General features: G+C 35.8%; 8 protein-coding genes. 6 read left to right on the top strand and 2 right to left on the bottom strand.

The window, feature by feature from the left end; genetic code table 11:
- Positions 1-261: 261 nt before the first annotated feature.
- The 5 genes from FNW17_RS04230 to FNW17_RS04210 all read left to right on the top strand — a co-directional run bounded on the left by FNW17_RS04230 (position 262) and on the right by FNW17_RS04210 (position 19,038).
- Positions 262-4,740, top strand: coding sequence for a M14 family zinc carboxypeptidase (locus tag FNW17_RS04230; RefSeq protein WP_144070943.1), 4,479 nt, complete (start codon positions 262-264; stop codon positions 4,738-4,740).
- Positions 4,741-4,787: 47 nt separating this feature from the next.
- The gene (locus tag FNW17_RS04225; RefSeq protein WP_126563091.1) at positions 4,788-5,036 is read left to right on the top strand and encodes a hypothetical protein; all 249 of its coding nucleotides are present in this window, start codon (positions 4,788-4,790) and stop codon (positions 5,034-5,036) included.
- 652 nt (positions 5,037-5,688) lie between these two features.
- A complete protein-coding gene (locus FNW17_RS04220; protein ID WP_144070942.1) occupies positions 5,689-11,184 on the top strand; it encodes a choice-of-anchor D domain-containing protein in 5,496 nt (1,831 codons plus the stop codon).
- Positions 11,185-11,668: 484 nt separating this feature from the next.
- Positions 11,669-18,685, top strand: coding sequence for a LamG-like jellyroll fold domain-containing protein (locus FNW17_RS04215; protein ID WP_144070941.1), 7,017 nt, complete (start codon positions 11,669-11,671; stop codon positions 18,683-18,685).
- A gap of 149 nt (positions 18,686-18,834) precedes the next feature.
- A complete protein-coding gene (locus tag FNW17_RS04210; RefSeq protein ID WP_144070940.1) occupies positions 18,835-19,038 on the top strand; it encodes a hypothetical protein in 204 nt (67 codons plus the stop codon).
- Between the two features lie 68 nt (positions 19,039-19,106).
- Here the strand turns inward: FNW17_RS04210 and hisS are convergent, their stop codons facing one another.
- On the bottom strand, positions 19,107-20,477 hold the full coding sequence (gene hisS, locus FNW17_RS04205; RefSeq protein WP_144070939.1) for a histidine--tRNA ligase: 1,371 nt from the start codon (positions 20,475-20,477) through the stop codon (positions 19,107-19,109).
- Positions 20,478-20,665: 188 nt separating this feature from the next.
- On the opposite strand from hisS, the gene FNW17_RS04200 reads away from it, so the two are divergent.
- On the top strand, positions 20,666-21,907 hold the full coding sequence (locus FNW17_RS04200) for an ABC transporter permease (RefSeq protein WP_143391908.1): 1,242 nt from the start codon (positions 20,666-20,668) through the stop codon (positions 21,905-21,907).
- Between the two features lie 106 nt (positions 21,908-22,013).
- Here the strand turns inward: FNW17_RS04200 and prmC are convergent, their stop codons facing one another.
- Complete coding sequence (prmC, locus tag FNW17_RS04195) at positions 22,014-22,919, bottom strand: peptide chain release factor N(5)-glutamine methyltransferase (protein WP_144070938.1); 906 nt, start codon at positions 22,917-22,919, stop codon at positions 22,014-22,016.
- Positions 22,920-22,963 lie beyond the last annotated feature (44 nt).

The following is a 22,963-nucleotide window of genomic DNA, read 5'->3' as shown; positions in this document are numbered from 1 at the left end:
TTAATTTTCAAAAAATTAAAAATATGATATAATCATTCTCTACACTGAACTCAAGCCAAATTAGAAATTGATAAAAAAATTGTTACGGCATAACAATTTAATTTTTCTATAAAACAACTTCATCGTTTTATTATTTTGTAATATTTTTAATATATATATAAACGTTTACTGTATTTTAGCGTTAAAATATGTATTTAAACGATATTTAATTTTGTTTATTAAAAAATATTTTTTAGGTTTGAAGCTCAAAATCCCCCTATTATGAAAAGAATTACTTATATCGTACTACCGCTTCTATTTTTCACTTCGTTTTTGTATTCACAAAAAAACCATGATTCGCATATTCGAAAGAACCTTCCAAATGATGTTTACAAAAAAATTAAAATTTCTAATCCCTCACCAGAATTAATGAACAAGTTGGGGAGCATTGGCCTCGATTTAGATTGTGGTTCTCAATTTGACTCAAACGGTGATTTACTGATTGAAGTTTCTACATATGAAGCATCTAAAATAAATAAAATAACATCTTACCAGGTTGTTATTGACGATATGGAAAATTTTTATGCTAAACGTGCTGTAAAAAATTTACCGCAAGCTAAAGTAAATTTAAGAACTGAAAAACTTAACAAAATCAAAAGCACAAATAAAAGTACTAGTCTTAAAGCAACTTCTTTCGGAAATATTACGCACCGATTTGAAAAAACTGAAATTGATTGGACCGTTCCAACTAATTTTCAACTGGGAGCTTCTTTTGGAGGATGCCTAACTGTCGATGAAACAAATGCTCAGTTGGACTTGATGCGAAGTTTGTATCCCAATTTAATTACGGCAAAAGCAAATGCTTCTCCTACAAATCAGCTCACAATTGGCGGAAGACCAGTTTATGTAGTTAAAATTTCAAACTCAAACATCACTGGAACGAAACCTCAAACTTTATATACTGGAATGACACATTCTAGAGAAGTATCTAGTTTAATGAACCTTACATACTTTATGTGGTATCTTTTAGAAAACTATGCCACTGATCCAGACGTTAAAAATCTAGTTGACAATCACGAACTCTATTTTATTCCAATTGTAAATCCTGACGGACTTGCCTATAATCAACAACAAGCTCCAACTGGCGGCGGAATGCAACGAAAAAACAGAAGAGTAACTGGAACAGTAGCAGTACCATGTTCAATCTACTTAGACGGTATTGACTTAAACAGAAACTGGGGCACCTACTGGGGTTATGATGACCAAGGATCATCACCTGCTGGATGCGACGACACATACAGAGGAACTGCTGGATTCTCAGAAGCTGAAACTACTTCAATAAAAGATTTTTTCTTACTTCATAATTTTAAAACTTCTGTGAACCATCACGCCTACAAAAATGCTGCTTTACATGGACGAGCTGCCTTTTACCACACCAATAATAATACTGCTAATGCTGGAGTTCCCAATGGCAGAGAAAACGAATATTATCAATATTCTCACGATATGACACAATACAGCAGATATGCTTATGGCTCAAGTCCGAACATTAGCTACTGGAACAATGGAAACTGTAATGATTGGATGAGCGAAGGTTCTGGCAAAAATACTTTGTGTTGGACACCTGAAAATGGTGCTCCTACTGGTGAGGGTGGATTTTGGCCACTTCCTTCTCAAATTCCTACCATTGCTAAAAGAGCCATGAGAATGAATTTTATTGCTGGTTTTTATAGCGGTGTCTATGCAAAATTGCATGATCTAACTAAATCAGACATAAGCACTACTAGCGGAGCATTAAGCTTTGGATTAGAAAGAGTTGGTCAAACAGATGGAAATTTCACCCTTACTGTTACTCCTATATCATCAAACATATTATCCGTTACTAATGTGGCAGAACAATCAGGAATGACCGTTCTAGAACAAAGAAATCTTGGTGTAAATTTCACTCTTAGCCCAACAATAGCTGCTAAAGAGAAAATTGTATTTGAAGTTACACTCTCAAATGGAACGTATATTATTTATAAAACCCGCTTAGAAAAATATTACAATCCAACAAGTTTATTTACATCATTAGTTGACCCAACCACATTGACTGGTGCTGGATGGACAGCATCAGGAACAGCATCTTGGGCTATAACTACAACTGACGGTTTTGGTGGAACTGCGGGCATTACAACAAATACTGCTGCAGCATATGCTAGTGCAATAACTACTGCAAATTTAACTCAAACAGCTGCAATATCATTGGCTGGAAAACAACAAGTTGCGATACAATTTAATGCAAAATGGGATTTAGAAAGAAGTTTTGACTATGTCCAATTACAAGGATCACCAGATGGAGGTACAACTTGGATTGCCATGGATGGAAAATACACCAAACCTGGCACGACGACTTCCGTGACAGATTATACAACTACTCTTGCAACAACATCAAAAACAACAGGAGATAAAGCCTTTCAACCCGATGGACTACCCATATATGACGGAGATAAATTCGACAAGTGGGTACTCGAAGAATACTACATCAGCGCAACAGAAAATTCTGGATTATTTAATAAAGCCAGCGTGAAGTTCCGATTTATTTTTAGAACTGACTCTAATAACAGAGCTCACGGCTACAATACTACTTTTAAAGGGTTTAGATTCGATAATTTCAAGATACTTGAAATAAAATCCTCACCTCCAGTCGCCATTTGTAAAAATGCAACTTTATCACTAAACAGTGCTGGGTCATTGACCGTTCTTCCCGTAGATGTTAATGATGGTTCATCAGATGATATAGGAATTACCGCAATAACTGTTTCGCCAAACACATTCAATTGTAGTCACGCAAATACAACTCAAGCTGTAACTCTTTCTGTCACTGACGCTGACGGGCAAATATCGACTTGTGTTGCCTCTGTAACTATTACTGTTCCGGAAGCAACAATTACCACAATTTCACCAAACACCGCTATTAGTGGTGAAACAGCATTCACTTTAACTGTAAATGGTAGTAACTTTGTTAATGGTCAATCTTTGATAAGATGGAATGGAGCCAACAGAACTTCTACTTTTGTAAGTGCAAATCAATTAACTGCTTCAATTAGTGCTGCAGACATTTCAAGTTCTGGCACTGCTAATGTAACGGTTTTTAATTCTTGTTGTTCTATAGCAACCGTTGCCCAAACATTTACAATAACTACTAATTGTTCTTCAACGACTACTTGGAATGGAACTACTTGGTCAAATGGAGCACCAACAAGCTCAACTACAGCAATTATTGCTGGTAATTATAACGTTTCGACAAATATTAATGCTTGCACCTTAACCGTAAATAACAACGCCGTGGTAAGCATTCCCTCAGGTTATAATGTAACCTTAAACGGTGCGATAACGGTAAGTTCTGGAAGTTTCACTTTGAATAATAATGCCAATTTGATACAGACTTCAAATGCAGCTAATTCAGGAAATATTATAGTTAAACGTAATAGTTCTGCTTTAATTCGTCTCGATTATACTGCTTGGTCATCACCGGTAACTAATAATACCAGCTTATTTTTACAATCGTTTTCTCCAGCAACAAGTTCGAACAGATTTTATGATTATACCACATCTACCAATTTGTATACGGAAATTGCAAGTCCAGCAACAACAAATTTTGCTTTAGGCAAGGGGTATTTAATCCGTATTTCAAACAACCATCCAACTACTCCAACGGTTTGGAACGGAAGCTTCACAGGTGTTCCTAATAATGGAATAATTCCGATTACGATAACAAATGGAGGTGTAGGAAAACGATTCAATTTAGTTGGAAACCCTTATCCATCAACCATCAGTATGACTCAGTTTGTTGCGGATAACAATACAAAAATTACAGGAACTTTATATTTCTGGAGAAAAACAAATGGATTAACTAATCCAACTTATTGTACTTGGGTTAATGGAGTTTTCACTTCTAATGGGGGAGCCCAAGTTGTAAATCCTAATGGAATTATTCAAACTGGACAAGGTTTCTTTGTAGAAGCTCTGAATTCGGCAACCTCAGTAACCTTCAATAATGGACAGAGAATAGCGAATAATGCAAATCAATTTTTCAAAACAAAAGTTGTCGAAAGAAGTACAATTTGGCTAAACGCAACCAATTCAATTGGAAACTTTTCTCAAATGGCACTGAGTTATGTCTCTGAAGCAACTCAAGGTGTAGACGATTTTGACGGAAAATATTACAACGATGGAGCTATTGCCTTAAATTCGGTTCTGGACAATACCGATTATGTAATTCAAGGTCGTGCCTTACCATTCGATGGAACAGATGAAGTGCCATTGAGTTTCAAAGCAACAAACCCTGGAAATTACACTATTGCTATAGACCACGTAGAGGGTTTGTTTTCAGGAAGCCAAGATATTATCTTGAAAGACAATGAAACTGGAACTGAAACTAATTTAAAAAATGGCGGATACACATTTAGTGCGCCAACTGGAGCAACAAATTCAAGATTTTCATTAAAATACCAAAAAACGTTAGGAACCAACACTGTAGTTTTTGACGAAAATAGTTTAGTAGTTTTCAAAAAAAATGGAAACATCAACATCAAATCAAATGGAACATTTATTGACAATGTAAAATTGTATGACATAAGAGGTCGTTTATTATTCGAAAAAACAAAAGTTAATGCAAATGAAACGAGTATTGAAAGTTTAAAATATGCGAACCAAGTTTTAATTGTTCAAATCACATCCAACGATAATAAAGTAATAAACAAGAAAGTAGCCAATTAAACACTACGGGTTAAAAATATTTAAAAACAATTTAAATTCAGAAAAAAATGAAAAATAAAGTATCAGAATATCATAAAGTAACTTTTTGCATCTGTTCTATTTTTGCAATTTTTGCGGGCCTTGGCATAGAAACTTTTACTACAATACCTTTGATAAGTACTGGTGGAATAGGTTATTATGTTTCGTTTGTAACGATCATTGGTTTGTCTTCTTTCTTTTTAAAATTTAAAGATTTTCAACAAAATATTGAAGCCACAAAAGTAATCACTTCTGTGAACTCCAAAAAACATCCCTAATTGAAGTTTTAGTTTTTTTTAGTTTTTTTTTAATACCAGTTCAAGTTATTCATTTTTTGAATTTCTTGAACTGTTTTTTTATGTGAATTAAACCAATGGGGCCAATTAATAACAGACCAAGAAAAAAAATTAAAAAAATGTTGTTTTTATAGGATCACTTGTACCCTCTAAACATACTTTCAAAAATTAAAATCAAGAACATCAAAACATTAAAAATTGAATAAATAATAGTTGTTGTGGTATATAAAGTGCCAAATTTAAAATCTCAAAAAAGAGTATTGAGAAAAAAACAGTATCGCAAAAAAATTGAAACTCCCCAAAAAAGTAGTTTTTTTTTAATTTATAATACTCGCTCCAACTCCACATAAAAAAAACTACAAACCTTTCATATTTGCACAAAAATAATTGAAATAATTTAACAGTTGTTTATTCCTACACAAAGTTATAATATATGTATTTCAACGATAAAAAATGTTTTTTTATCGTATTAAAAACAAATGTTCACTATCTTTAAGTTAAATAATTGGGGCATAAATCAATTATAATTAGATTGTCTATAAAAATAAGACTAGCCAAAATTAAATTCAAAAAAACCAATCCTAATTATTAGAAAAACTAACTAATTCTCCATCCTTTTTACTCAAAAAAAGAAATGAAAACTACTAACAACATTGGCATAAAAAAATACCTTATTTACGGGTGTCTTTTTATTGCCAATTTGGGATTTTCACAAACACAAACCTTTACAACTTCTGGCACATTTATCGTTCCTGTTGGTGTTACTAATGTAACTGTCGAAGCATGGGGCGCTGGTGGCGCTGGTGGTGGATGTACAACTCTAAATAGATCCACAGGTGGCGGTGGCGGTGGCGGAACATATACCAAAAACACTACTATTACAGTAACTCCTGGAGCCTCTATCACTGTTACAGTGGGTGCAGGAGGAACAGGTGTTTCGGCTGGCAATGGTAATCCAGGCGGAACCTCCACATTTGCATCAACTGTTCCAGTTACCGCAATTGGAGGGAATGGAGGGAATGTAAACGGCACTACTACTCCACTCAATGGCCTTGGCGCAACTGCCGCAACTGGAATTACCTATACTGGTGGTGCAGGTGGAGTTGGTAATGCTGTTTCTGGAACTAGTGGAACTAGCGGCGGTGGTGGTGGTGGAGCAGGAAGTACAGGTTCTGGGGCAGCCCCAACCACAGGAATCAATGCTGGAATTGGTGGTAATGGTAGTGGTGGTAATGGAGCCGCAGGTAAAGCTAGTAATGGAAATGGAACTGCAGCCACAGCTTTAAGTGGAGGCGGTAGTGGAGGACGAAATGACAACACTGCTGCAGTTAGAACGGGTGGCAACGGATTTAGAGGTCAAGTAATAATTACTTGGATTCCTCCACTAGAAATAAATATTCAAGGAAATACAACCACTATTGTTGATGGCGATACATCTCCAAGTTTAACTGATTTCACTGATTTTGGTTCGGTCGATACCAGTTCTGGAACAACTACAAAAACGTTTACCATTCAAAATACTGGCGGAACTACATTAACCATTGGTACAATTTCATTTTCAGGAACCAATGCGGCTAATTTTACAATTACAACAAATCCAAGTGCAACTGTCACAGCTGGAGCCAGCACTACATTTGTGGTGAGCTTCAACCCGAGTGCTCTTGGACTTAGAACGGCAACAATTTCAATTGTAAATGATGATGCTGACGAAAATCCTTATGATTTTTCTATTCAAGGAACAGGAACAGAACAAGAAATCAATATCCTTGGCAACGCAACAACTATTGTCGATGGAGATTCAACGCCAAGCATAACTGATTGGACAAATTTTGGCTCTGTAGATGCCAGTTTGGGAACAATAACAAAAACTTTTACTGTTCAAAATACGGGTAGCAATACCCTGACAATTGGAACAATTTCTATTTCTGGCACTAATGCTAGTGAATTTAACATTACGACAAATCCAAGTGCAACTCTTACATCAGGAGCAAGTACAACATTTGTGGTAACTTTCGATCCGAGTGCCACTGGAACTAGAACAGCTACAATTGCAATTGCGAATAATGACACTGACGAAAATCCTTATAATTTCAATCTCGAAGGAACAGGTACACAAACTTTTTTTGACAGTGACGGTGACGGCATCTATGATAATGTAGATATTGACGATGACAATGATGGGATTTTGGACGTAACCGAAGAAACAAATTGCAAAAATGCAAATGGATATAATGTAAATTATAAATTCTTGGACGAAAACTTTGGAACAGGATCCAGAACAACTATCAATACTACTTATGACGCAACTACAACCTATTGCTATGCTGATGGAACTGCTGGTACAAATACAGCAGATTGTCCAACTTTGAGTGACACTAGTATGAATGATGGAGAATACACCGTAGGGTCTAGTGCACAAATAGCTTCTTGGGCTGCAACCTATTGGTATGTGGGAGGCGACCATACTAGTGGTGACACAAATGGAAGAATGGCATTGTTCAATGCTTCCTATACGCCAGGTATTTTCTATACAGCCCTAATTACTGGTGCTCTGCCAAACATACCCATTACCTATAGTTTTTGGGTTATAAATTTGGATAGAACAGATGCACCTGGAATCGCCACCAGATTAAGACCAAACATTAAAGTGGAATTCAGGGACATTAATGATGTCGTTTTGTCTACCATAAGTACTGGTGCAATTGCGCCTACAACAAATGGAAATTCAGCAGGAGATTGGTATCAATTTACTTCAAATTTAACTTTGAATGTAAATGCTTTCAAAGTAATATTTATAAACAACGAAACAGGTGGTTTAGGAAATGACTTAGCGCTGGACGATATCTTAATTACACAAACTTTATGTGACAGAGATGGAGATGGTATTGCCGATGTTTTTGACTTAGATGCCGATAATGATGGTATTGAAGATGTCATTGAAGCAGGTTTGGGAAATATCAGTAACGGAAAAGGAAAAATTGATGCAACTTGGGTTGATTCAAATGGGAATGGGCTTCACGATAGTGCCGAATCTACAGCAGCCCTTCCTGCCTTGGATTCTGACGGTGATGGAATTTCAAATTATATTGATTTGGATAGCGACAACGATTCTCTTTTTGATGTGGACGAATCTGGAGCTGGCAATACAAATGCTGCCACTGGTTTTGTAAATGGTGATGGAGATATTACCGGTGATGGAAGAGGAGATGGACCAGAAACTGAAGCTTTTAGAAGCAAAGATACTGACGGTAATGGTTCTAGCGAACTTTATGGCGATGGAATCTTGGACATTTATGATTATGGAACCGGAGCAAATCAATACGGAAATTTAAATCAAGGTACAGCAACTGCAAATCCAGCAACAACCTTTCTGCTAGATACCGATAGTGATGGAATCCCTGATTATTTAGACACTACATCAAATGGCTCCTCTTTTGACATTGCCAATACCGTTTTAATTTATGATTATAAAACTTTAGACGCAAACAACAACGGCATTATTGACGGAACAACCGACATAGACAAAGATGGTATTTTGGATACTTTTGATACTAATACTGCCTATTTTGGTTCTCCAAGAGATTTAAATACCAAATTGTTTTTAGACTTTGACGGCCGTAACGATTACGGTCAAAGTACAGCAATTCTTGGTGGCTTAGCCAATGCGTCGATGATGGCTTGGATTGATTTGAATTCAGCTTTTTCAACTGATGGAATTGTTGTGGGACAAGAAAAATTTCAAATCCGAATTAACAGCGAAAAAAAACTACAAGCAATTGTAAACAGCACAACAGTTACCCACAATACAGCTCTTAACGTTTCGCAATGGTACAATGTAGGTGTAATTTATAATGGCATCGATATAAAGTTATATTTAAACGGAGTTGTTGTGGCTACACAAGCAGCAACAGGAGCAATAGCTACTGATACTTCTCTGCTTACCATTGGAAAAGACCCAAGTACAAATGCTAAATTTTTTAAAGGGAAAATCGATGAAGTCCGTGTTTTCAATGTGGCCTTAACCGATTCACAATTACAAAGAATGGTTTACCAAGAGATTCAAGATACCGATTCAAAAATTAGGGGAGCAATCATTCCTAAAAATATTGCCCAAATTCTAGTACCCACAAACACTTTGCCTTTTACCAATTTATTGCGCTATTACAGAATGGATGTTTACAAAGATGATATCATCGATGATCTAACAACTTCCACTACAGATTTGACTGGAACTAAAATTTACAACCATAAAAATATTTTTGTGCAACAAGCACCAATGCCTTTCCTAACTGAGAGAACTGGCAATTTTGCAACTGCAGTGAATAGCCCTACAAAAGAAATCAGGGGATTGGATATAATGGATCAAGATTGGTCGATAGTAATAGTTCAACACAACATTACAGAAACCTCAAACAATACAGATTTGGGTATGATTGTAAACTCAGGAAAAACCATCTTGATGAATAATGACACTAAAATTCAGAATGATTGGTATCTAAAACTAGACGGAAAAATAGATTTGGTTGAAAAATCACAATTACTTCAAACCACAGAGAGTGACTTATCCACAACTAGCTCTGGATCAATAGAAAGAGATCAACAGGGACAAAATAATTTATACAATTACAACTATTGGAGTTCTCCTGTAAGTCCAATTAATACGATTGCCAACAATACCGATTACACCGTTGCAGAGATGCTAAAAGATGGAACTACATCAACACCACAAAACATAAATTGGATAGCAGGCTATAATGGATCGGCCACTTTACCAATAAGTTTAGCAAGATATTGGTTATACACTTTTGACAATTATGTTAATGCATATGCGAACTGGAATAAAATAGTAGAAACAACGCCAATTAGAGTGGGCCAAGGGTTTACTCTAAAAGGAAGCGGAGCCGAAGGCACAACCCAAAATTATACTTTTTTAGGAAAACCAAATAATGGTTTAATAAACTCCAATACTGTTTTGTCTGAGCAATTGCTATTAACCGGAAATCCATATCCATCAGCATTAGATGCGGTTGCATTTATAAATGATAATATTGGGTCTATTGATGGAAACCTATATTTTTGGGAACATTACTCAACAAATTACACACACGTTTTAAGAGAGTATCAAGGTGGATATGCTACCCTTAATTTAGTAGGTGGTGTTGCTTCAGGATCTATTCCTAGCTCTGTAGATGTAGATTTTATTAGCGGATTGGGAACACCCTCAAAAGGAGCGCCAAACCAATATATTCCTGTGGGACAAGGATTTTTTGTAACTGGAAAAACGGGTTTTGGCGGAACTGTTGTTTTTAATAATAATCAAAGAGCTTTCTATAAAGAAGACGAAACTGGTCTTTCAAACATAATGTTCAAAACTAAAGCAACTAATAAAACAAATACTATCGCAAATCCTAATAATAATTACCTAATTGCAAAAGATACATTAAAAAGAATTCGTTTAGGTTTCAATGCAAACAACAACTACCATCGCCAATTATTATTAGGCTTTATGAATGAAAAAGCAACAAACAAAATGGATTATGGTTATGATGGTAACATTTTAGATGATTTTCCAAATGATATGTATTTCTTGAATGGCGAAAACCAATTAGTAATTCAAGGCGAAGGCTTTTTTGATGTAAATGCTTGTTTCCCTATTGGCGTAAAAACAGCATTAGAGGGAAAAGTAAGTTTTATTGTTGATGCTTTAGAAAACTTCAAACCAGAACAATCCATTTATATTTACGATAATCTTACTGATACTTATCACGATATCCGAATCACAAAATTTGAAGTCGATTTACCAATTGGCAATTATGACACAAGATTTTCTTTAAGATTCAAAGACAAAACACTTAAAGTGAATCAATATTCATTAACAGAGGCCATTCAAATATTCCATATTCAAAATGGAAATTACCTTGAAATTAAAAACAAATCAATCGATTTTACGATTGAAAAAGTAACTCTTTATACTATCCTAGGTCAATCGATATCCACTTGTAAAATTGAAAATCAGGAACAAGAAAACATCCAAATCCCAATTAAAACAGTACGTTCCGGCGTATATATTGCCAAACTAAAAACCTCTGTTGGGGAAATCAGTAAAAAAGTAATTGTATTTGATGAATAATTCAAAAATATACTTGCACTATTCGAAAAAGTTAGAAATGTACTGCTCAAATTTTTAAAACCGATACCGTTTTTTGACTCTACTGAAAAGTAAAATGCAATACATTCATTATCAAAAATCTGCAGATAAGTTCCGTGTCCAAAATCTTGGCAAAAAAATAAAGAAAAAATTTTCGTTATCTTCTAAAAAATTATTCCTGCCCAAAATATTGAGCGGGATATTTTTTTGTATTCTGTATTAAAAAAATTTATTAAATACTAATATTATTTTTTATTGATAAACATACATATTATACTTACAAATATTTATTATTTGTGTATTTTATCGATTTATAATGCATTTTAACGTTAAAAAGTAAAATATATTTTTTATGTTTGACAACCAAAAGAATCTAGTAATTGAATTCTATTCTATTACTAAACTCTAAGTTGAAAAAAAATAAACAAACATAAAAGCACCTATTCATCCTTTTAGCACTAAAAATATGAAAAAAAATACTCTAATAGCAAAAGCATGTCTTACCCTAGTTTTTTTATTGATAAGCCTTTTGTGTGTGGCTCAAAAAAATAAATATGAAAACTATAAAAAATCAAAACAAAAGATTAGTACATATTATTCAATGTTTTATTTATTAGTAATAATTAGTTTTCTATTTATTACAAACACAAACGCACAAACCGTTTTGATTTCCCCAACTGGAGATGGAGGTTTTGAAACAGGTACAACATTTGCTTCAAATGGATGGATAGACGTTAACGGATCAAATACTTCCAGAGTTTGGTATGTCGGAACCGGTCAATCTGGTTTTACAGGTAATCGGTGCGCACTAATTGGGAATAGTGCAACAAATGTTGGTACAACCTCTAATGCCAGAACTGTTCATATTTATAAAAGTATTACTATACCTGCAGGTGCAACAAACATAAGTTTATCATTTACATACAAACAAGCAGTTGCTGATTATTCATCCAGTACTTATTATGATTATGTTAGTGTCTATACCGACAATAACACTCCAACAGATGGAAATTTACCGACAGGAACTTTGCAATTTGGGCCTTATCCAAATTCAAATGTTACAACATTTACTTCTCAAAATACGACATTACCGAATAGCTTGGCAGGTACAACAACAAATTTAATTTTTACTTTCAGATGCGATGCTGCCAACCCAAAAGGATACGGAGCCATAGATGATGTATCATTAACATACACTCCTCTAGTTTCAAGTCCACCAACCATAACAAGCTTAGGTACAACTAGCGGTTGTGTAGGAAACTCAATCGCAATTAATGGTACAAATCTAACAGGAGCTACGGCAGCCAGCGTAACGATAGGAGGTACAGCCGTGAGTTCAATCACCTCAAATTCAGGAACGGTTATAGTTGCTGTTGTTGGATCAGGAACAACTGGAACTGTTTCGGTAACTACCCCAGGAGGAACTGCAACAAGTGGAACTTCCTTTACAGTAAATCCTTTACCAACTGCCAATGCAGGAGGTGCTCTTACAGCTATATGTCAAGGTGGAACTACAGCAGCTTTAGGCGGGACTTACGCAGGTGCAGCTACAAGCGCAATCTGGTCAACAACTTCTGGAGGAACTTTTACAAATAATGGAGGAACTACCCCAAATACAACTACTTGGACTCCACCAGCGGGTTTCTCAGGAACAGCAACTTTAATCTTAACAACATCTGGAGGTTCTTGTACAGCGGCAACAGCTTCTAAAACTCAAGTCGTAAATGGCACTCCTGCAGTTAGTGTAGGAAGTGCTCTTACAGCAATTTGTCAAGGAGAAACAACTGTAGCCTTAGGTGGGTCTTATACTGGTTCACCAACAAGTGCAATTTGGTCAACAACTTCAGGAGGCTCATTTACAAACAACACAGGAACTACACCAAGTACAACTACTTGGATTCCTCCAGGAGGTTATACAGGAACAGCTTCGTTAGTTTTAACATCGGCTGGCGGGTCTTGTGGAACCGCTATTTCCTCTAAAAATCAAGTTGTAAATGCAAGACCAACAGTTGGAGCCGGCAATGCTCTAACCACGATTTGTATAGGAGGAACAACAGTTGCTTTAGGCGGTTCTTACGGAGGCAGTGCTACAAGTGCAATATGGTCAACAACTTCTGGAGGAACATTTACCAACAATGGGGGAACTACTCCAAATACTACTACTTGGACTCCTCCTGCAGCTTTTTCTGGAACAGCAACTCTAATTTTAACAGCAACTGGAGGTCCTTGTACAGCAGCAACATCAAAAACACAACTAGTTAGCGGACCAACAGCCAGTGCCGGAGCAGCTTTAACAACTATTTGCCAAGGAGCAACTTCAGTGGCCTTAGGAGGCTCATATGGCGGCTCAGCAACAAGTGCAATATGGACTGATGGTGGTGTTGGAGGAACATTTAATAATAATCTTGGAACTACCCCAAATACAACAACTTGGACTCCGCCTGCAATATACACAGGAACAGCTACTTTAACTCTTACTACTTCGGGAGGCTCGTGTGGCACAACAAATACTTCTAAAACTCAAGTAGTAAGTTCAGGATCGTTTGCAACAGTAGGAAGTGCAATGACTATAACTGGATCACTTATTTCAACTTCATTAGGAGGTAATACCCCTAGCACAGGTTCAGGCGCTTGGACTAAAATTTCTGGACCTTCAGGAACCGTAACTTTTAGCAATAGCACAAGTGGAACTTCTACAGCGACAGTAACTACGGTAGGAAATTATGTTTTTAGATGGACTATAACGAGCACTTGTGGCTCCAGCTTTGCAGACATAACTGTAACTTATGTCGAAGCAACAGCTTCGAGAAAATATACACTTTTTTATGAGGATTTTGATGAAACAAATGGTTCTTGGACAAACAGTACTACTACAAATGGTTCTTGGCTGTGGACATCTTCATTTCCGGCAACAGTAGCAGAGATAGGCGAAAATTCTTTTTGGAGACTTGATAATTACGATGATTACGGCAATAATTCAGTTATAGAAATTGATAGTCCGGTTTATAACTTTACAGGGTATCAAAATTTATTATTCAATATTGACATACGCTACGATACTGAAACAGACAGAGACGGTATGCGAATTTTATATTCTATCAATGGAGGTGCATTTATGCAATTAGGAGCCAGCGGAAGCGGGATCAATTGGTACAACTCTACTTCGGTAAACGCATTAGGAAGTAATGGGTGGAGTAATAATAGTGCTACTGCAACACTAGCTTTTACCCCAGTAGGCATTGGTCCAAATCGCTTTATTAGGGCTACCACGACATTAGATGATGTCACTTTCAAAAATCAATCTAACGTCAGATTTAGGGTGCAATTTAAGTCCGAAAGCAATAATACCGACAATGGTGTTGCTTTTGATAATGTTTCCTTAGAAGGAGATGCTATGACAGCATTAGCCCTATCTCCAATCGCTCCTGCAAAAATTAATCAAAATTTAAGTCTTTGGTTTAAAGGAAATGCAGGTATATCAGTTCCAGATGGAACTTCTCTAACAACTTGGGAAGATCAAGCTTATGATACCACTAGAGCCGATCTAGTAAATAAAGAAAATGTAAAAGCATTAGTAACTGATGCACCAACCTTTCGCGATAACGCTCTAAGAAATATAAATTTTAATCCAGTTATTGATTTTAATGCAAGCAATAAAGATTATATGAATGGAAAAGGCGGTTTGTACTCGCAAGACTATTTTGTAGTGGTTTATAGCGATGATGTTGTACAAAATACAACTGGAACTACTGGAAGGCAAATTCCTTTGGGAGCAAAAAGTGACGAAAGAACGTTTCATGAAGACCCTACTGGATTAGGATTAGGAAACACTACAGCACGATACTCGCCTGCCGAAGTTATTGCACACAATGTAGGAGCATATGCTCCAGGATCTGGTGCACCTGCGCCAGGAGTTGACTCCTATGGTAGAGCATTTACATCAACTACAGTTACATATAATGAACCCCTCATTATAAATGTAAAAACCAATGCAAGCGGTACTCAAACAGAAATATATAAAAATGGAATAAAAGTTGACAACACAACAGGTAGAACTGGGGATACAGGAACTGGTAACGAATTGAACTTTTATGAATACAACAATCTGCCTTTCTATTTAGGAACAGGTCGAAGCGGAATTAGCGGCAGAGCTTACTCAGCTTTAAACGGTAGGCTTTCGGAAATTGTTGCTTATACTGCTCCAAACAGTGCTTTAAACCAACAAAAGATACAAAGCTATTTAGGTCTTAAATACGGAATAACTCTGCACGATATAGCTAGCACCAATAACTCTGGTGTTAGTTTATCAACAAGACTTAATGATGTAAACTATATAGATTCAGCGGCAAACATCATTTGGAATACGACTATAAATACGGGTTATAATTATGATATTACTGGTATTGGTAGAGACGATGATTCGCAATTGAATCAAAAACAATCCAAAACTGTGAACACCCTAGATGACATTACTATTGGATTATCAGATATAGCCGCTACAAATAAATTAAATACCAACACCTTTGACACCGACAAAAAATTCCTCGTTTGGGGAAATAATCAAGGTACATTAGCAGCACAACCCGAAGTAAAAGTCAATATGAGTGCTGGAATAACTCCGGCATTAATAAGTGAAGTCACTTTTATTTCTGTGGGCAGAACTTGGAAAGTGGTAGAAACTGGCGGAAACGTGCCAACAGCAAAAGTATCCATTCCTACATCTATGCTTTCAGCGACGCTAACTCCTCCTGGAGATTATTTAATGTTTATTTCAAGCACGCCTAATTTTGACCCAACAGCGGAATATAGAATTATGAGAGCAAACGGAGCTAATTTAGAAACTGATTATGATTTTGATGGTATCAAATACATCACTTTTGGTTTTGCACCAGAAAAAACTTTTGTACGGTCCATTTCTTTTGATGGTATAAATGATTATCTAGATTCGGGCAAAGTATTAGACCTTAACAATTCATTTACTGTTTCAGCTTGGATAAAAAGAAACAGCACTAACCAAACTATCCTTTCCAAAAGAGACAATGCTTTTACTACAGGATATGACTTAAGCATCAATAGTGCTGGAAAAACAGAGATGAGTTGGATGAATGGAACCAAACAAACTATTACCTCATCAGTTGTAATTCCTTCAGGAATATGGCATAATGTTGCAGTAACCTTTAATGGAACCCAAGCTAAATTGTATATTGACGGTGTTCTTGATGTTACTAAAGCGATGAGCACTGTTCCAGCAAACACAAAATCTTTCCTTATTGCCGCCGCCGACAGTGTAACTCCAACTTCATTCTTCAACGGAGGAATTGACGAAGTTCGCGTTTGGAAAGTTGCCCTTACAGAAAAACAACTGCGTTATGTAATGAATCAAGAAATTAGTAGAGACGCCACATTAACTGGTGGAAATATTATACCAAATACAATAACGTTAAATGATATTAAAATTATTCCGTGGGCTAATTTAAGTGCCTATTACCCAATGTCAACCTACACTTTTACCAATGCTAAAGATATTTCTAATAACAATTATACTGCAGCACTGAAAAATTTAACCACCGTTGACAGTCAAACAGCACCGCTTCCTTATGAATCAAATTCAAATGGAGCATGGCAAACTGCAGCAACATGGTTGAACCATACGGTACAAGATTTACCCAATAGTGTATCGCTTATTGAAGGGACAATCGATTGGAATATCGTAAAAACATCACACAATGTATCCTCAACTGGTAATAAAACAGTTTTAGGTTTAATGGTTAATAGCAATACAATAACAGCTTCTAATGATACTAAAATCGAGGTTACCAATTACTTAAAATTAGATGGCAAAATAGATCTAGTTGGAATGTCCCAATTGGTTCAAACACTCGATTGCGATTTAGATGTAACCAGTAGTGGTTCGATTGAAAGAGACCAACAAGGCCAAGCCAATAAATACAATTACAACTATTGGATTTCGCCAGTGAGTCCTATTAACAATACTGCGAACAACACCCCTTATACTGTTGCTGGAATGATGAAGGATGGCTTCAATGCTACTCCAAGAAATATCAGCTGGATTGGTGGCTATGATGGTATTGCAGGTAACACATCAACAGCTATGAGTATCGCTCGCTATTGGCTATACACTTTTGACAATAAAGCCAATGCGTATGCCAATTGGAACAAAATATTAGAAACAACTCCCATTAGAGTTGGACTAGGCTTCACAATGAAAGGAAGCGGAACTGTGGGAACAAACTACACTTTTGTAGGGAAACCTAACAACGGTTTAATTAACTCGAATAGTGTATTACCTGACCAATTATTATTAACCGGTAATCCATATCCATCTGCTTTAGATGCTGACGCTTTCATAAACGACAATGTAGGTTCATTAGACGCAACCGACGGAACTTTGTATTTCTGGGAACACTATTCAACCAATACTACTCACGTATTAAAAGAATATCAAGGAGGCTACGGTGTGAAAAACCTAGTAGGTGGTGTGGCTCCAGTATCAGCCGCAGTAGAATTTATTAGCCAATCTGGAACCAGCATAAAAGGGATTCCAAAACGATATATTCCTGTGGGACAAGGATTTTTTGTAAATGGCAAACTTGGTTCTGGAGGCACAATAATCTTCAACAATAACCAAAGAGCTTTCTTCAAAGAAGACGATGTTGTCAACTCAAACAGCATTTACAAAACTCGTCCTAAAACATCCAAAACAACCGAAATTGATCATTGGAACAACAATTCAAATGATACTATTCAAAAAGACATTTATAAAAAAGTGCGATTAGGTTTCAATTCAAACAATAATTACCACCGTCAAGTATTATTAGGTTTTATGAACGAAAAAGCTACTAGCGGAATGGATTATGGTTATGATGGAATAAGCTTAGACGAATTTTCAAACGATATGTATTTCCTCAATGGCGATAAACAATTGGTAATTCAAGGAGAAGGTTATTTCAAAGAAGACTCCTCCTACCCTCTTGGTGTGAAAACAGATGTGGAAGGAAAAGTTACATTCACTATCGATGCACTCGAAAACTTTGATGGGCAACAAAAGGTTTACATTTATGATGATGAAACTAAAACATACAACGAGATTCAAAAAAATGCTTTTGAAATCACTTTGCTTGCTGGAGTATATGACACCCGTTTTTCACTACGTTTTAAAGACAAATCATCAAATACAGATAAAACTTTGAGTGTTGAGGAAAATAAAAGTAATACTAACGAAATAAAGATTGCTCATATACAAGACAGCAACACAATCGTAATTAAAAATTCTATTGCGGATGTCTCAGTTTTAAAAGTTACATTATTCAATATAAACGGGCAATCAATCGCCAATTGGAAAATTGAAAATCAAGACCAACAAAATATTCAAATTCCAATTAATACGATTAGCAGAGGAGTTTATATAGTAAAACTAAAAACCTCAACGGGTGAATTAAGTAAAAAATTAATCGTTAAATAAAACTATTATTTTGGAAAAACCTGCAAGATTAAAAGCTAGATTTATTAAGGAAACATTAACTTGTTTAGTGCTTTTGTATGCCCTTTTCTTAATATATTTGTTATCGATTTTTGATGTCATTTCGATCTTATAACAATAAACCAATAAAAATGAAAAAATTATTTACCTTTTTAGCAATTGCTCTTTTCACAATTAGTGTTAGTGCACAAGAAACAAAACCAGCCGCAAAAGCTCCTGTAAAAAAAGAGGCTAATGCAAAAAAATGTACTGCAGAAGAAAAAGCAACTTGTACTGCAGAAGAAAAAGCAAAAAGTGCAAAGACTAGTAAAAGTTGTTGTGCTAAAAAAGCATAACTTACTTTATAAATCAAAATGCCTCGAAAAATTTTCGAGGCATTTTTTTATTTAAAAAACTAGCCCTTTTATACCAAAGCCGCTTTCAAACCTTCAAAATCAAGCAAAACTTGTTCGCCAGAAACTAAATTCTTTAAAGCAAATTTCTCCTCATTCATTTCTGATTCACCAACGATTACCGCAAACGGAATGCCGCGTTTATCGGCGTGCTGAAACTGCTTCCCTACCTTCGCATTATCCGGGTAAAGCTCTACTTTTATTCCGAAACTACGTAATTTCGTGATGGCTTTCATCGAATAAAACGCTTCATTTTGACCATAATTAATGAACAAAGCTTTTGATGTGGAAGTCACCGTTTCTGGAAATAAATTCAATTCCTCGAGAACCAAATAAATTCGGTCTAAACCAAAAGAAATCCCTACTCCACTCATATCCTTCAATCCAAAAATTCCGGTCAAATCATCGTATCTTCCGCCACCACCAATAGAACCCATCGAAACCGTTTTTGGTGCAGCAACTTCAAAAATAGCTCCTGTGTAATAATTCAATCCGCGAGCTAAGGTTACGTCTAAATCTAAAATGGCTTTATTCAAACTAAGATTTGTTACGTTGTCACAAATAAAACGCAACTCTTCAACACCTTTCATTCCTTCTTCCGAATCAGCTAGTAAAGCAGAAAGTTTTTCTAATTTCTCTGAAATGGTTCCTGTGAAATTGAATAAAGGTTGTACTTTTTCTATCGCCGCTTCTGCAATTCCTTTTTCAATCATTTCCTTTTTTACACCGTCCTCGCCTATTTTGTCGAGTTTGTCCAAAGCCACCGTAAAATCGATTAATTTGTCTTTAGCACCAATAACCTCAGCAATTCCCGAAAGGATTTTTCGGTTATTGATTTTTATCGTCACACCCTCTAAACCTAATTGCGTAAAAACCGAATCGTACAATTGTACCAATTCTACTTCTTGCCACAACGATTTTGAACCTACAACATCAGCATCACATTGAAAAAACTCTCTGAAACGCCCTTTCTGCGGACGATCAGCACGCCAAACAGGTTGGATTTGATAACGTTTAAAAGGAAACTCAATTTCGCTCTGGTGTTGAACTACGTAACGTGCAAAAGGAACTGTTAGGTCATAACGCAAAGCTTTCTCGGAAATACTTGAAGTCAACTTATTACTTTCTTTATTTTGCAATAAAGTTGAATCGGCTTTCGCCAAATAATCCCCAGAATTCAAAATTTTAAAAATCAATCGATCACCTTCTTCTCCGTATTTTCCCATCAGGGTTTCAGAGTTTTCGAACGAAGGGGTTTCTATGGGTTGGAAACCAAATTTCTCGAAATTACTTTTTATGGTTGCTATTATATATTGACGTTTTGCCACCTCAGCAGGTGAAAAATCTCTTGTTCCTTTTGGAATGCTTGGTTTCTGAGCCATTTTTTAAAGTTAGAAGTTTAGGAGTTGGAAGCTGGGAGCAGGGAGATGGAAGCGGGAAGCAATATTACTTCTAACTTCTGACTTCTAACTTCCTTTTCGCTCTGCAAATATCTTGTTTTTAAAATAAATATCACATCTTCTAAAGCAAACTTGTAACAAAAATTGTAATTTCGTGTCAAATAAGCACTATGTTTAAATTATTTAGAGAAAACGTCCGAATTGCATTTGGTTCCATCAGAACCCAATTGTTGCGCACCATACTAACCGTGTTGATTATTGCCATTGGAATTATGGCCTTAGTTGTTATTTTGACGGTAATTGCTGCTTTAGAAAATAAATTGACATCCAATTTTGCTTCAATGGGAGCCAATACTTTCAACATCACTCAATACGAAAACACATCAAGAAGACGGGGTGGCGACGAAAGAGAAATAATAAATCCTATTATATCCTATCCCGAAGCAGTAGCTTTCAAAAACAAATACAGCTATCCTCTAACCGAAACATCCATTTCATTTACAGCAACTTCTATTGCCGAAATAAAATACGAATCTACCAAAACTGACCCAGAAAATAAAATTGTTGGAGTGGATGAATTTTTTATGGTCAACTCAGGTCTAGAAACCAGTTCGGGAAGAAATTTTACGGGTTTCGACATCCAAAACAATACTTATACCTGCATCGTAGGTTCCGATTTTGAAAAAGGATTGCTAAAAAATGTAAACCCAATAGACAAAATCATTTCAATTCGAGGAGCCAAATTTAAAGTGATTGGAGTGTTAAAAGAGAAAGGTTCTACCTTTGGTAACAGCCAAGATTTAAGAGTTTTAATTCCTATTCAAGTGGCTCGTTCCTTGTTTACTGCACCAAATATTAATTACACCGTGAGTGCGATGGTAAGTAAAAACCAATTATTAGAGCAAGCAGTTGATAATGCAATAATTACAATGCGAAGAGTTCGAAAATTAAGTCCAGTAAAAGACAATAATTTTGCTATTTCAAGAAGTGACGATTTGATTCATAGAATTGAAGATATGACAGGTTATTTAAAAATTGCCGCCTTTGTAATTGGACTAATTACAATTTTAGGCTCATCTATTGCCTTGATGAATATCATGATTGTTTCGGTTACCGAACGCACACGAGAAATTGGTGTTCGTAAAGCATTGGGAGCCAAAAAAAGCACAATTGCCTTCCAGTTTTTCATAGAGACTTTACTTATTGGGCAATTAGGTGGGCTTGTTGGAGTTTTATTAGGTATTTCAATAGGAAACCTTATAGCATTAGCAATGGAATTTGATTTTGTAATTCCTTGGGACGCCATAATTGTAGCCTTTGGCATTAGTTTTATTGTCGCTGTCGTTTCAGGTTCATATCCTGCCATTAAAGCGTCTAAACTAGATCCTATTGAGGCGTTGCGATACGAATAATGGAAAAGTACGAGATACGAATGTAGCGGTAAGAGGTGAAAAATATTCGGTAAAATCGTAATTCTCACTTTTTACCTCTAACTTCTTATTTCGTACCTCAAACCTTTCACCTCGTGCCTCGAATCATTCTATCATTACCATAAATATCTTTTCGCAATTCAACGTTTTTGAAACCCATTTCTTCGAGCAAATCAATCATTTCTTTTCCTAAATATTGATTGATTTCGAAAAATAATTGTCCTTTTGGAGATAAGTTTTTCTGGGCTAATTCGGCTATTTTTCTATAAAAAATCAACGCATCATCATCTTCTACAAAAAGTGCCAAATGCGGTTCATTGTCCAAAACATTTTTCTTAATTTCCTCTTTTTCCAATTCTCGAACATAAGGCGGATTCGAAACAATAATGTCAAAATAAATGGGAAGGGGGAAGTGGGAAGGGGGAAGTTTTTCTAAATTGTTAATTTTCAAAATGTCGGTTATTATAAAACTTACTTCAACTTGAATCATTGTAGCATTTTTCTGAGCTGTTGCCAATGCTTTTTCCGAAATATCTATGGCAAAAACCTCTGCATTCGGAATGTTTTTGGCTAGTGAAATCGCGATACAACCACTTCCTGTTCCAATATCGAGAATTTTAATATCTTGACTTCCAATACCAAACTTCCCACTTCCCACTTCCCACTTCCTACTTTCAATAATCCAATCGACCAATTCTTCGGTTTCAGGTCTTGGAATTAAAACAGATGAATTGACTTCAAATTCTAAACCGTAAAAACTCGATTTCCCTAAAAGATATTGAATCGGAATTTCCTTTTTGAGTTGTACTAAAATCGAATTCCAAAGCGCAATTTCTTCATCAGAAAAAGTCAAATCAGGATTTAAGGCCAAATCAATTCTTTTGAGTTTTTGCTTTTCTTCCAAAATCAAATAGAAAAAACTTTCAGCTTCGCCAATGTCATAAATTGCCGAAAGTTGTTGAATGAAATGCGTTCTATAATTTTTAATATTCATAATTCAATTACCGTTGGTTTTAACCAACTGGATATAAGATGTTA

Origin of the sequence: Flavobacterium franklandianum (assembly GCF_007097365.1) — a bacterium.
Classification (GTDB): Bacteria; Bacteroidota; Bacteroidia; order Flavobacteriales; family Flavobacteriaceae; genus Flavobacterium; species Flavobacterium franklandianum.
The sequence above is the reverse complement of the archived record's forward strand: the minus strand, read 5'-3'. Positions and strand labels throughout refer to the sequence as shown.